At 68.5% G+C, this 13742-nt stretch carries 11 protein-coding genes and 1 rRNA gene; 2 read left to right on the top strand and 10 right to left on the bottom strand.

Going from position 1 to position 13742, the window contains the following annotated elements:
• Positions 1–4: 4 nt before the first annotated feature.
• Positions 5–1530, bottom strand: a 16S ribosomal RNA gene (locus tag OG395_RS32100).
• Between the two features lie 687 nt (positions 1531–2217).
• Positions 2218–3225, bottom strand: coding sequence for a stage II sporulation protein M (locus OG395_RS32095; RefSeq protein ID WP_327246036.1), 1008 nt, complete (start codon positions 3223–3225; stop codon positions 2218–2220).
• A 119-nt stretch (positions 3226–3344) separates the two neighbouring features.
• Here OG395_RS32095 and OG395_RS32090 point away from each other — a divergent pair, with 119 nt between their 5' ends.
• The gene (locus tag OG395_RS32090) at positions 3345–4295 is read left to right on the top strand and encodes an RDD family protein (protein WP_327246035.1); all 951 of its coding nucleotides are present in this window, start codon (positions 3345–3347) and stop codon (positions 4293–4295) included.
• Positions 4296–4524: 229 nt separating this feature from the next.
• Here the strand turns inward: OG395_RS32090 and OG395_RS32085 are convergent, their stop codons facing one another.
• The 8 genes from OG395_RS32085 to OG395_RS32050 all read right to left on the bottom strand — a co-directional run bounded on the left by OG395_RS32085 (position 4525) and on the right by OG395_RS32050 (position 12850).
• Entirely contained in the window at positions 4525–5136 is a 612-nt protein-coding gene (locus OG395_RS32085; RefSeq protein ID WP_327246034.1) for a hypothetical protein, read from the bottom strand.
• 182 nt (positions 5137–5318) lie between these two features.
• Positions 5319–6776: an adenosylhomocysteinase gene (ahcY, locus tag OG395_RS32080; protein WP_327246033.1), complete on the bottom strand. Its 1458-nt coding sequence runs from the start codon at positions 6774–6776 to the stop codon at positions 5319–5321.
• 248 nt (positions 6777–7024) lie between these two features.
• Entirely contained in the window at positions 7025–8002 is a 978-nt protein-coding gene (locus OG395_RS32075; RefSeq protein WP_327246032.1) for a cation diffusion facilitator family transporter, read from the bottom strand.
• Positions 8003–8089: 87 nt separating this feature from the next.
• A complete protein-coding gene (gene manA / locus OG395_RS32070) occupies positions 8090–9256 on the bottom strand; it encodes a mannose-6-phosphate isomerase, class I (protein WP_327246031.1) in 1167 nt (388 codons plus the stop codon).
• A gap of 53 nt (positions 9257–9309) precedes the next feature.
• Complete coding sequence (locus OG395_RS32065) at positions 9310–10446, bottom strand: SIS domain-containing protein (protein ID WP_327246030.1); 1137 nt, start codon at positions 10444–10446, stop codon at positions 9310–9312.
• A 99-nt stretch (positions 10447–10545) separates the two neighbouring features.
• Positions 10546–10728, bottom strand: a complete 183-nt coding sequence (locus OG395_RS32060; RefSeq protein WP_266984966.1) for a Trm112 family protein — start codon at positions 10726–10728, stop codon at positions 10546–10548.
• A 285-nt stretch (positions 10729–11013) separates the two neighbouring features.
• Positions 11014–12378 (bottom strand): phosphomannomutase/phosphoglucomutase, encoded by a 1365-nt coding sequence (locus OG395_RS32055; protein WP_327246029.1) that lies wholly within the window; start codon positions 12376–12378, stop codon positions 11014–11016.
• Positions 12379–12472: 94 nt separating this feature from the next.
• A complete protein-coding gene (locus tag OG395_RS32050; RefSeq protein WP_266984962.1) occupies positions 12473–12850 on the bottom strand; it encodes a DUF3499 domain-containing protein in 378 nt (125 codons plus the stop codon).
• A 322-nt stretch (positions 12851–13172) separates the two neighbouring features.
• Here OG395_RS32050 and OG395_RS32045 point away from each other — a divergent pair, with 322 nt between their 5' ends.
• Entirely contained in the window at positions 13173–13616 is a 444-nt protein-coding gene (locus OG395_RS32045; protein ID WP_327249520.1) for a metallopeptidase family protein, read from the top strand.
• Positions 13617–13742 lie beyond the last annotated feature (126 nt).

Here is a 13742-nt window from a genome sequence, read left to right as displayed (position 1 = left end):
TTAGAAAGGAGGTGATCCAGCCGCACCTTCCGGTACGGCTACCTTGTTACGACTTCGTCCCAATCGCCAGTCCCACCTTCGACAGCTCCCTCCCACAAGGGGTTGGGCCACCGGCTTCGGGTGTTACCGACTTTCGTGACGTGACGGGCGGTGTGTACAAGGCCCGGGAACGTATTCACCGCAGCAATGCTGATCTGCGATTACTAGCAACTCCGACTTCATGGGGTCGAGTTGCAGACCCCAATCCGAACTGAGACCGGCTTTTTGAGATTCGCTCCGCCTCGCGGCATCGCAGCTCATTGTACCGGCCATTGTAGCACGTGTGCAGCCCAAGACATAAGGGGCATGATGACTTGACGTCGTCCCCACCTTCCTCCGAGTTGACCCCGGCAGTCTCCTGTGAGTCCCCATCACCCCGAAGGGCATGCTGGCAACACAGAACAAGGGTTGCGCTCGTTGCGGGACTTAACCCAACATCTCACGACACGAGCTGACGACAGCCATGCACCACCTGTATACCGACCACAAGGGGGGCACCATCTCTGATGCTTTCCGGTATATGTCAAGCCTTGGTAAGGTTCTTCGCGTTGCGTCGAATTAAGCCACATGCTCCGCTGCTTGTGCGGGCCCCCGTCAATTCCTTTGAGTTTTAGCCTTGCGGCCGTACTCCCCAGGCGGGGAACTTAATGCGTTAGCTGCGGCACCGACGACGTGGAATGTCGCCAACACCTAGTTCCCAACGTTTACGGCGTGGACTACCAGGGTATCTAATCCTGTTCGCTCCCCACGCTTTCGCTCCTCAGCGTCAGTAATGGCCCAGAGATCCGCCTTCGCCACCGGTGTTCCTCCTGATATCTGCGCATTTCACCGCTACACCAGGAATTCCGATCTCCCCTACCACACTCTAGCCTGCCCGTATCGACTGCAGACCCGGGGTTAAGCCCCGGGCTTTCACAACCGACGCAACAAGCCGCCTACGAGCTCTTTACGCCCAATAATTCCGGACAACGCTTGCGCCCTACGTATTACCGCGGCTGCTGGCACGTAGTTAGCCGGCGCTTCTTCTGCAGGTACCGTCACTTTCGCTTCTTCCCTGCTGAAAGAGGTTTACAACCCGAAGGCCGTCATCCCTCACGCGGCGTCGCTGCATCAGGCTTTCGCCCATTGTGCAATATTCCCCACTGCTGCCTCCCGTAGGAGTCTGGGCCGTGTCTCAGTCCCAGTGTGGCCGGTCGCCCTCTCAGGCCGGCTACCCGTCGTCGCCTTGGTAGGCCATCACCCCACCAACAAGCTGATAGGCCGCGGGCTCATCCTTCACCGCCGGAGCTTTTAACCCCGTCCCATGCGGGACAGAGTGTTATCCGGTATTAGACCCCGTTTCCAGGGCTTGTCCCAGAGTGAAGGGCAGATTGCCCACGTGTTACTCACCCGTTCGCCACTAATCCACCCCGAAGGGCTTCATCGTTCGACTTGCATGTGTTAAGCACGCCGCCAGCGTTCGTCCTGAGCCAGGATCAAACTCTCCGTGAATGTTCTCCCGTGATCGGGATGACACACACGAGAGCGGAACGACCGGTCGGAATAGGACCGATCGTTCACAGCGTCCTCGCTGTGTAATTGCCTACCGGAACCGTGAGGCCCGACAGGACTTTCAAAGGAACCTCGAACCTGCCGAAACAGGCCGGGGTATCAACATATCTGGCGTTGACTTTTGGCACGCTGTTGAGTTCTCAAGGAACGGACGCTTCCTTTGTACTCACCCTCTCGGGCTTTCCTCCGGGCTTTTCCCTTCGGTCTTGCGTTTCCGACTCTATCAGACTCTTTCGTGTCCGATTCCCGGCCGAAGCGGGTTCCGCTTTCCAGTTCTTCGCTTTCGCGTTTCCCTTTCCGGCGGTTCCAACCTTACCAGAGTCTTTTTCGTTTCCGTTTCCGGTCCGAATTTGATTCCGGTGGCCTTTGGAGTGGCCTTTGCCTTTCGGCGGATCCGACTTTATCAGAAGTATTTCGGCCGATCTAATCGGCTTCGTTACTCGACATAAGAGAATCAATGGCTCTGCGGAGACTCCGTCTCCGTTGAGAGCGAGGTAGATAATACCGGTTGCACTCGAACCTGTCCAGTCCGACTCAACCGTTAAAATCTACCTCCCCATGTCCACCATGTCAATGGTTTTTTTGGGGCGAGGAGGAGACTAGCAGGTCAGCGAGGTCGTACGCACATCAGGCGGCGGTCGGGAGCTCGGCGCTCCGCTCGGTGGCGTCGAGGTCTCCTGCCTCGCCGGCTCGGGCCGCTCGGCCGCCGAGTATGTAGACGTACGCGAGAAACGCCAGCTCGGCCGCGATCCCGATGGCGATACGGGCCCAGGTGGGGAGGCCCGATGGGGTGACGAAGCCTTCGATCACGCCCGAGACGAACAGGACCAGGGCCAGACCGATGGCCATGCCGATGGCGGCTCGGCCTTGCTGGGCGAGGGCGGAGCGGCGGGTCTGCGGGCCGGGATCGATGACCGTCCAGCCGAGGCGGAGGCCTGTACCGGCTGCAACGAATACCGCGGTGAGTTCGAGCAGACCGTGCGGGAGGACCAGGCCGAGGAAGGTGTCGAGTCGGCCGGCCGACGACATCAGACCGATGCCGACTGCGAGGTTGAGTACGTTCACGAAGAGGATCCCGATCACCGGCAAGCAGAGGAACGCCCCCAGGACCAGACACATCGCGGCCGCCTGAGCATTGTTCGTCCAGACCTGGGCGGCGAACGAAGCGGCCGGGTGGCTGGAGTAGTACGTCTCGTACTCCCCTCCGGGGCTGGTCATGCGGCGGAGGTCTTCCGGGGCGGCGATCGCCGCCTGGACCTCCGGGTGGGTGCCGATCCACCAGCCCATGAGTGCGGCCAGGAGCGTCGAGAGGACGGCCGTGGGTATCCACCAGTGTCTGGAGCGGTAGACGGCTGCGGGAAAACCAGCAGTCAGGAAGCGGGTGGCGTCGCGCCAGGTGGCCCGGCGGGTGCCCGTCACGGTGGACCGGGCGCGGGCCACGAGCTGGGTGAGGCGCGCGGTGAGCATCGGGTCCGGGGCGCTGGACTGGATCAGTGAGAGATGGGTGGCCGTCCGCTGATAGAGGGCGACGAGTTCGTCGGCTTCGGTGCCGGTGAGACGGCGCCCGCGGTGCAGGAGGTGTTCCAGGCGGTCCCACTCGGTGCGGTGGGCTGTCACGAAGACGTCGAGATCCATGGTCGGCTGCTGCTCCAGGCATGGGTGCGTACGGGTCCGTACTACTGCGGCGCGCTGCGGGTCAGCTTGGCAGACTGAGCTCCCGAGGGGCACGGAAGGTCGGCGAAGGGTGGGCGGCAATGAGTGAGCTTGTGACCGGGGACGCGGTCGTGCTGGGGCTGAGGCCGGCGAAACTGCCGAGTCGGGCGCTGGCTCTGGCGATCGATCTTGTCGTGGTGTGGACGGTATTCATCCTGGTGTCGATCGGGCTGACCGTCGCGACGGTCACGCTGGACGAGGCGGCGAGTGCGGCCATTGCCGTCGCCACGTTTCTGCTCGTGCTGGTGGGCGGGCCCATAGCGGTGGAGACGCTCAGCCACGGCCGTTCGCTGGGGAAGCTGGCATGCGGGCTGCGGGTGGTGCGGGACGACGGCGGGCCGATCCGGTTCCGGCACGCGCTGGTGCGCGGGGTGATGGGGGTCGTCGAGATTCTGATGACGCTCGGGGTCGTCGCATCCATCGCGTCGCTGGTGTCGGCGCGGGGGCGGCGGCTCGGGGATGTCTTCGCGGGGACGCTCGTCGTACGGGAACGGGTGCCGGCGGGGCGGGGAGTCGCCGTGCCGCCTCCGCCGCCGTGGTTGGTCGGCCGGTTCGCCGCGCTTGATCTGTCGGCGGTGCCGGACGAGTTGTGGCTGGCGATACGGCAGTACCTGACGCGGATGGACCAGCTCGATGCGGAGGTGGGGTGGTCGATGGCCACGCGGCTGAGTGGGGAGCTGGCGACCCGTACGGGGGTTCCCGTTCCGGAAGGGGTACCGGCTGCGGCGTATCTGGCCGGCGTGGTGAACGAGCGCCAGGCACGGGATGCGCGGCGGGTGCTCGCCGCTGCGCAGAGGGTTTCCCCGGAGGTCGCGGGTCCGCCTGTGGACGGACAGAGCGGCGTGGAGGGCGCGGGGGGCGTGAGGGCTGCGTCGGGGCCCATGGAGTGGGTGGCCCCTGTGGGGCCTGCTAACCCTGGGGCTTCTGGGGTTTCCGGGACGGACGGGTCTGCGGTGCGGACTCCGGGCACCGGGTTCGCGCCGCCTGCTTAGTGCCGTGACCGGCAATGTTTGGCCCATGAGGAGCGTCGTCCGGTGCGTGCGATCGCAAGGCGGCCGGACGTCCTTGGACGGGGTCTCCCCTGCTCGAACGGAGTGGAGAGCTTGGGGAAGGAGCCACCAGGGCTTTTGACCGACGCGGAAGGGGGTCCCCCTGGCCCTCAATGCCTTGGGGGAAGGCGTGCCGGACGGTGCGACGGGGCACAGCCTGCCACGAGGGGCATTAGCGAGGGGAGGGCGGGGATTCCAGCTCTTCGAGCTCGATGCCGGGGGCCGAGAGGACCACGTCGCCGGCAATGTGGACGGTGTGCTGTTCGCCCGTGTCCAGGGCGCTGACCTGGTATTCGTCCACCATCAAGGGGCCGCTGTCAGTGGCGTGCGCTTCACTGTTCACCAGGGCCCAGGACTGGTCGACGGTACGGGGAGCGAGGACCGGGTCCGTGAAGGCGACGAGGCGGACGCGAGTCGCGGGGGAACCGGGGGTGAGGCGCAGCAGCCGTGAGGTCGCGACGAGGAAAGCGGGGGAGGTGCCGGTGAAGGCGTGGGCGCGGACATTGCCTTCGGTGGCATGGGTTCCGGTCGGGTCGGTGCGGACCCAGGTGACGCCTTCGAGGGCGGCTCCTCGGATCTGCCAGCTCGCGGCGTGGAGTTCGAGGCGAAGGGGGCGGCCGAGTTCATCGAGGGTGAGGTCGACGGAGCCCAGGTGATCGCCCGAGGGGGCGGTGGTCCGGGAGACGTAGCGCCAGCCGGAGGGGCCCGGGGCGCACTGGAAGTGCTCTTGGCCGAGGGGGGTGTGGTCGTGGGGATCGTGGAGCGAATAACGGCCGCGGGGCATGGGGTCCTTCGGGTTCCTCGGGCTGTGCGGGTGCGGTACGGCGCAGGCCCCCGACACGGGGGTGCGGGGGCCTGCGCTCGTATCTGCTGCTGAAGGTGGGGCTGGTCCGTCCGTCAGGGCCGTTCTGGACCGGTCACCGGCTGCGGCGATCTGCGCTGCTGACGGACGGGATCAGCGCCGGATCAGTAGCGGTAGTGGTCGGGCTTGTACGGGCCTTCGACCTCGACACCGATGTAGGCGGCCTGCTCGGGGCGGAGCGTCGTGAGCTTCACGCCGAGTGCGGCGAGGTGGAGGCGTGCGACCTTCTCGTCGAGGTGCTTGGGCAGCACGTAGACGTCGGTCGGGTACTCCTCGGGCTTGGTGAACAGCTCGATCTGGGCCAGGGTCTGGTCCGCGAACGAGTTGGACATGACGAACGAGGGGTGGCCCGTGGCGTTGCCGAGGTTCAGCAGGCGGCCCTCGGACAGCACGATGATGACCTTGCCGTCGGGGAACGTCCACGTGTGGACCTGCGGCTTGACCTCGTCCTTGACGATGCCGTCGATCTTGGCGAGACCCGCCATGTCGATCTCGTTGTCGAAGTGGCCGATGTTCCCGACGATCGCCTGGTGCTTCATCTTGGCCATGTCGGCGGCCATGATGATGTCCTTGTTGCCCGTCGTGGTGACGAAGATGTCGGCCTGGGCGACGACGTCGTCGAGGGTGGCGACCTGGTAGCCGTCCATCGCCGCCTGCAGCGCGCAGATCGGGTCGATCTCGGTGATGATCACGCGGGCACCCTGGCCGCGCAGGGACTCCGCGCAGCCCTTGCCCACGTCGCCGTAGCCGCAGACGACGGCGGTCTTGCCGCCGATCAGGACGTCGGTGGCACGGTTGATGCCGTCGATCAGGGAGTGGCGGCAGCCGTACTTGTTGTCGAACTTGGACTTGGTGACGGCGTCGTTGACGTTGATCGCCGGGAAGAGGAGGGTGCCGTCGCGGTGCATCTCGTACAGCCGGTGCACACCGGTCGTGGTCTCCTCGGTGACGCCGCGGATCTCGGACGCCAGCTGGGTCCACTTCTGCGGGGCCTCGCCGAGGGTGCGGTTCAGCAGGGTGAGGATGTGGCCGTACTCCTCGCTGTCCGCGGTCGACGGGTCCGGGGCCGATCCGGCCTTCTCGAACTCGACGCCCTTGTGGACGAGGAGGGTGGCGTCGCCACCGTCGTCGAGGATCATGTTCGGGCCGCCGGTGGGGGTGTTCGGCCAGGTCAGGGCCTGCTCCGTGCACCACCAGTACTCTTCCAGCGTCTCGCCCTTCCAGGCGAAGACCGGGACACCGGCAGGGGCGTCCGGGGTGCCGTTCGGGCCGACGGCGATGGCCGCGGCGGCGTGGTCCTGGGTGGAGAAGATGTTGCAGGAGGCCCAGCGGACCTGGGCACCGAGGGCGACCAGGGTCTCGATAAGCACGGCGGTCTGCACCGTCATGTGCAGCGAGCCGGTGATGCGGGCGCCGGCCAGCGGCTGCGAGGCGGCGTACTCCTTGCGGATCGACATCAGGCCGGGCATCTCGTGCTCGGCGAGCGTGATCTCCTTGCGGCCGAACTCCGCGAGGGAGAGGTCGGCGACCTTGAAGTCCTGTCGATTGGCGACCGTCGTCATAACGGGCTGCTCCTCGTAATGGGGTCGAGGGTGGGTAGGGCTGGCTCTGCGGCGTCGGGCACACGAATGCCCGGGCGCTCGCAGCGCAGTCCGTCGGAGGCCCTCTCTCCCTCGCCCGGTCCGCAGGAGCGGAGCGGCCGACCGCCATCAGCAGCGACGTCTGACACTGTCATCGAATCTACACCGATCGGCCCAGTCGCTCCCAGCCCACTCGGGGCCGGGAGCGGTCGGACGAGGGATCGGGAGGGTCAGTGGCCGGAATCGGCCGGGTCGGCGTCGGGGGCCGTGGCCGGATTGGTGCCCGCCGCGGCGGCCGCCTCGTTGAAGATGTCCGGTTCCAGGTAGATGACCCGGGCGATCGGGACCGCTTCGCGGATGCGGGCCTCGGCGGCGTTGATGGCGTTGGCGACCTCGGTGGCGGTGTCGTCGTGCTGGACGGCGATCTTCGCGGCGACCAGCAGTTCCTCCGGGCCGAGGTGGAGCGTACGCATATGGATGATGCGGGTGACGGTTTCGCCGTCGACGACTGCGGCCTTGATCTTGTCGACCTGGTCGGTGCCGGCGGCTTCACCGAGCAGCAGCGACTTCGTCTCGGCAGCGAGGACGATCGCGATGATGATCAGCAGGGTGCCGATGCAGAGGGTGCCGATGCCGTCCCAGACACCGTCGCCGGTCGCGATGGCCAGGCCCACGCCGCCGAGGGCGAGGACCAGACCGATCAGGGCGCCGAGGTCCTCCAGGAGGACGACGGGGAGCTCGGGGGCCTTGGCCCGGCGGACGAACTGGATCCAGGTGAGTTTGCCGCGAGTCTCGTTTGACTCCTTGATGGCGGTCCGGAAGGAGAAGCCCTCCGCGATGATCGCGAAGACCAGTACGCCGACCGGCCAGTACCAGGCCTCGATCTCGTGCGGGTGCCGAATCTTCTCGTAGCCCTCGTACACCGCGAACATGCCACCGACCGAGAACAGGACGATGGAGACGAGGAAGGCGTAGATGTAGCGCTCACGGCCGTAGCCGAAGGGGTGCTGGGGGGTGGCTTCGCGCTGGGCCTTCTTGCCGCCGAGCAGCAGCAGCCCCTGGTTGCCCGAGTCGGCGATCGAGTGGACGCTCTCCGCGAGCATCGACGACGAGCCACTGAACAGGAACGCCACGAATTTGGCCACTGCGATCGCGAGATTGGCGCCGAGTGCCGCCACGATCGCCTTGGTTCCGCCTGACGCACTCATGGGTGCCTGGTGTCCCTTCGTCAATGCTGCGGCCCTGGCGCCGCGGTACGGCCGGACATTGTTGCAGCCGCTGATTCGGACGGTACGTCAGGCCACCACTGTGGCGCGGAACAGTGTGCCGGTACCGGACGCTTCGACCGATTCGTCCGAGGGCACGAAGACCGAGCCGCCGGGGGCGAGGTCGAGCGTGCCGACGCGGGGCGCACCGGCGGTGCAGAGCAGGATCTGCGGGGCGGACCTGGTCAGGTCCACGGGGGCGGCGCCGGGCGAGAGGTCGTAGCGCGACAGCCGGAATTCGTCGACCGGGGTCTCGTACAGCTCCTCGCCGGAGGGAGACGCCTCGGGGCGCAGGATGCCGGGGTCGGTCGCCTCGAAGCGGACGATGCCGAGGAGTTCGGGGACGTCGATGTGCTTGGGCGTCAGTCCGCAGCGCAGCACATTGTCCGAGTTGGCCATGATCTCGACACCGAGGCCGCCGAGGTAGGCGTGCGGGACGCCGGCGCCGAGGAACAGGGCTTCACCGGGCTGGAGTTGCACGTGGTTCAGCAGCATCGCAGCGATGACACCCGGGTCGCCGGGGAAGTGGTGTGCGATGCGGGCGTACGGGGCGTGGGCGCCGCCGAGGCGTTCGGCGGCGGCGGCCGCCTCGGTGACCGTCTCCGCCATCTCCGCGGGGTCGGCGGTGAGGATCGCCGTGAGCACTTCGCGGAGCGCCGCCTCTTCGGGGTGGGCTCCGAGCAGATCGACGTACGGCTTGAGGGAGTCGACGCCGAGCACCGCCATCGCCTCGGCAGCCTCGGTGGGCCGGCGGAAGCCGCAGAGACCTTCGAAGGGAGTGAGCGCGCAGATCAGTTCGGGCTTGTGGTTGGCGTCCTTGTACGTGCGGTGGGGTGCGTCGATCGGGACGGACCGGCGCTCCTCGTCCTCGTACCCCTTCTTGGCCTGCGTGAGGTCGGGGTGGACCTGGAGGGAGAGGGGGGCGCCCGCGGCGAGCAGCTTGAGGAGGAAGGGGAGGCGGGGGCCGAACTTCTCGACGGTGGCCGGGCCCAGTTCGCGCTCGGGGTCGGCGGCGATGATGTCGGTGAGGGGCTGCTCGGTGCCTGCGGTACGGGTGAGGCGGGAGGGGGCTCCGGGGTGGGCGCCCACCCACATCTCGGCCTGGGGCTCGCCGGTGGGAGCGACGCCGAGCAGTTCGGGGATGGCGGTGGTGGAGCCCCATGCGTAAGGGCGCACGGTGTTGGAGAGCCGGTCCATGGAGATTTTTCGTCCTCGTGAGATGCGGGGATCGTGCGATGTGGTGGAGCGGTTCAGGGGTGAGTCGCCGACGCCAGGGACAGGTAGACCGCGGCGAAGTCGGTGACTGCGAGGAGTTCGGCGAGGGCTTCGAGCGCCGTGCCCTCCTCCGGTTCGAGTTCGCTGATCGCCGTGTCGTGGCCGAGGGCGAGTTCGCGAGCGGCCGGGGCGGCGCTCAGGCCGCCGGTGGGCCGGTCCCTGAGCAGGACGACCCGGGCGTGCAGGGGCTCGGTCTCGTCGACCCGGTCGCGGAAGAAGTCGTCGGGGTCGGCTCCGGCGGCGAAGGCGCCCGCCAGCAGTGCCCCGTGGGCGGGGAGCGCCTCGGGGAGTTCGGCGGAGATGGCCGGGCGGCCGGACAGTTCGGCGAGGACGGTGGCGAAGCGTCGCCCGACAGGTCCTGCGGCGTCGCCCTCCGTCCAGATGAGGGGCAGGCTGTCGGCGAGTTCGGCAGCGAGGGTCTTGGCCGGGTTGCTGTACGTGGCAATGGCCGGGCCGCAGCGTTCGGCGGTGCGGTCGAGACGGTCGGCGACGCTCTGCAGCGCCTCGGGGGTTGCCGTGACCAGGCCGACCCGGTCGAGCAGGGCGAGCAGCGGGGTGAACAGGGCCCAGAGCGTGCCGGGGCCCGCGGCCGAGGTCTCGGCGTCATACTCGCCGTGCGGGGCGGACGCCATCGGTACGACGAGTCCGTGCACCCCGTCGACCGCCTCGCGCAGCGGGGACCCGTGCGGGGCGACGGCGACGACCGTGCAGCCGCGCCGGTACGCCTGTTCGGCGAGGAGGGCGAGGCCCGGTTCGGTGCCGTCGGCCGTGGCGATCAGCAGCAGGTCGACGGAGCCGGCCCAGCCGGGGAGCGTCCAGCGCATCGCGCCCGCCGCGGGTGCGACGCCGGTAGGGGGGATACGGGTGACGGGGGCCGAGGCGCCCGCCAGTGCGGCGATCAGGTCGGCGACGCCGAATGCGGCGGTACCGGAGCCGGCGACCAGGACGGCGCGGGGGCGGCCCTCCGGGGTCAGTTCGGTGATCCCGGCCTCCGCGGCGTGCCGGGCGGCGGTACGGACGCGCGCCCCGGCCTCGGCGGCGCCACGGAGCAGACCGCGGCGGTCGGCTCGGGCCAGTGCTTCCGGGGCGTCGAGCAACGACTCGTCGAGCATGGGGACGGGCCTCCGATCAAGTGCTGCTCAGCGTGAGGTCTGCGGTGTACGGGGCGGGGTCGCCGGTGTGGTGGGTGGCGGCGGTCCCGTGACTCGCTGTTACGCGGGGCGGCGGGCCTCGTCGACGAGGAGGACGGGGATGCCGTCCCGTACCGGGTAGGCCAGGCCGCAGTCCGTGCCGGTGCAGACCAGCTCGGGGCTGTCGGCTGCCGTGCGGTCGTCCAGCGGGAAGTGGCAGGCCGGGCAGGCGAGGATCTCCAGGAGGCCGGCTTCGAGCGGCATGGGGTGGGTCCCTTCGAGCATTCGAACGTGTGTGTTCGGTTCACGCGGATCAGGCGTCGTCAGCCTACCGCCGGGGTGGCGGAGGCGCGGCGCGGCCCGGCCCGGAGCCGGTGGGGCGGGTGGGGCGATGTGGTGTGCGTGGGGTTGCTGTGCGGGTCGGGGCCTACGGGTGGTGCGCCTGCGGCGGGCTCGCCCCTTCCCGGAACCGGTGCTCCGTCCCGGCCCCCGTCCGGTTCTCGAACGCCGGGCGGGCCGAAGGCTCGCCCATGAGGGCCGGGAGTGGTCCTACGCGCGGACCAGGGCCAGGACCTCGTCGCGTACCGCCTTCATCGTCCCCTCGTCGCGTGCCTCGACGTTCAGGCGCAGGAGGGGTTCCGTGTTGGAGGCCCGGAGGTTGAACCACCAGTCCGGTGCCGTGACCGTCAGGCCGTCCAGTTCGTCGAGCGTGATGCCCTCGCGCGCCTCGAAGGATGCGCGTACCACCGCCGTGCGGGCCGGCTGGTCGTCGACCGTGGAGTTGATCTCTCCGGAGCCGGTGTAGCGGTCGTACTGGGCGACCAGTTCGGAGAGCGGGCCCGGCTGGCCGCCGAGGGCGGCGAGGACGTGGAGGGCGGCGAGCATCCCCGTATCGGCGTTCCAGAAGTCGCGGAAGTAGTAGTGCGCGGAGTGTTCGCCGCCGAAGATCGCGCCGTGTTCGGCCATCTCCGCCTTGATGAAGGAGTGGCCGACGCGGGTACGGACTGGGGTGCCGCCGTGTTCGCGGACCACCTCGGGGACCGACCAGGACGTGATCAGGTTGTGGATCACGGTGCCCTTGCCGCCGTGGCGGGCGAGCTCACGCGCCGCGACCAGGGCGGTGATCGCGGACGGGGAGACGCCCGCGCCGTGTTCGTCGACGACGAAGCAGCGGTCCGCGTCGCCGTCGAAGGCGAGGCCCAGGTCGGCGCCTTCGGCCAGCACCCGGGCCTGGAGGTCGACGAGGTTCTTCGGGTCGAGGGGGTTGGCCTCGTGGTTGGGGAACGTGCCGTCCAGTTCGAAGTACATGGGGACGACGTCGAGCGGGAGTCCCCCGAAGACGGTGGGGACGGTGTGGCCGCCCATGCCGTTGCCCGCGTCGACCACGACCTTCAGCGGGCGGATGGCCGTCAGGTCGACCAGGGACCGCAGGTGGGCCGCGTAGTCGGTGAGGGTGTCGCGGTCCGTGACGGTGCCGGCGGTGGCGACCGGCTGCGGTACGCCCTGCTCGGCCCACTTCTCGATCAGGGCGCGGATCTCGGCCAGCCCGGTGTCCTGGCCGACCGGCGCGGCGCCGGCCCGGCACAGCTTGATTCCGTTGTACTGCGCCGGGTTGTGCGAGGCCGTGAACATCGCACCGGGCAGGCCGAGGCTGCCGGAGGCGAAGTACAGCTGGTCGGTCGAGCACAGACCGATGAGGGTGACGTCCGCACCCCGTGCCGCCGCGCCGCGCGCGAACGCCGCCGAGAGGCCGGGCGAGGACGGGCGCATGTCGTGGCCGATCACGACCGCCTCCGCGTCCGTCACCTCGACGAACGCCGCCCCGAACTGCTCGGCCAGCGATTCGTCCCACTGGTCGGGCACGACTCCGCGCACGTCGTACGCCTTCACGATCTGCGACAGATCAGCAGTCACGGGCCGGTCCTCCTGAGATTTCTGCGGACCGCCCAAACTACCCGGCCGGTCCGCGGGCCCTCGGGGGGATGCGGTCGTTCGGCGGTCGACCGCCTCAGGAGTCGGGTGAGCGCAGGACCCGCAGGTGACCGCGGCGCGCGACCTCCATCGGGTCCGCGGCGTGCGGGCCGCCGCCTCTGGCCTCCGCCGCGCGGTCGTGCGGACGCGCCGCTTCCCGCACGGCGTTGGCGAGCGCTTCGAGGTCGTCACCGCTGGGGCGCGTGGGCGCGGAGGGATCGGTGAGCCGGACGACTTCCCAGCCGCGTGGCGCGGTCAGTCGCTCACTGTGCTCGGCACAGAGGTCGTAGCAGTGGGGCTCGGCGTAGGTGGCGAGCGGGCCGAGGACCGCAGTCGAGTCGGCATAGACGTACGTCAGTGTCGCGACGGCAGGGCGGCCGCACGCGGTGCGCGAACAGCGACGTACAGGGCTCACGATGTTGGACGGTACCGCACTCTTGAGCGGGCTGCGACGACTCTCCCTCAGGTCACCCCACCGTGTCGCACTGTGACGTCCGGCACAACCGCATTTCGGGCAACTGGCCTGACCTGCGCGGGAAGAGGGAAGTGCAGGTCGCAACGGCAACGATTTCGGTCACCACTCGGTGCATAAGCTGTCAATACGTAGGAGATCGACGGTCGCGGACCGGGCCTGAAACGGACTCAAGCTTGGCCGGAATGTTCAAGTGCGGACATGCCGCTGTGCTGTCGGTGACGGGCGATCCGGCTGCCCCACAGAGGGTTACGCTGCGTCGGTGATGGACAGTCCTGTACCGCCGCCCCACCCGTCCGAGCCTCGGTCCGAGCCGCGACCGCGCCGTCGTGACCGCCATGGCCGCGGCATGCGCGGACCCGTCGCGCCGCCCCAGGTGCCGCTCTCGGCCACCAGGGCGGAGAGCTTCCGTGATCTCGTACAGGACTCGGTGGAGCGGCTGGAGCGGCGCTGGCCTCAGCTGGCCGATGTCGACTTCATGGTCCTCGATGTGCCGGGGCCGCAGGAGGAGACCGTACCGCTGGGGCGTGCGGTGTCCGCGGAGAAGGACCGGCCCGCGCAGATCGTCATCTATCGGCGCCCCGTCGAGATCCGTACCAAGAACCGCGACGAGCGTGCGCTGCTGGTGCACGAGGTCGTGGTCGAGCAGGTCGCGGAGTTGCTCGGGCTGTCACCGGAGTCAGTGGATCCGCGCTACGGGCAGGACTAGTGCCGTGACCGGCCATGCCTGCCCCCTGAGGAGCGTCGTCCGGTGCGTGCGATCGCAGGACGGCCGGACGTCCTCGGACGGGGTCTCCCCTGCTCGAACGGAGTCGAGAGCTTGGGGAAGGAGCCA

Origin of the sequence: Streptomyces sp. NBC_01320, assembly GCF_035974375.1 — a bacterium.
In the GTDB taxonomy this organism is placed as follows: Bacteria; Actinomycetota; Actinomycetes; order Streptomycetales; family Streptomycetaceae; genus Streptomyces; species Streptomyces yanii.
This window is presented reverse-complemented; position numbering and strand designations above follow the sequence as displayed.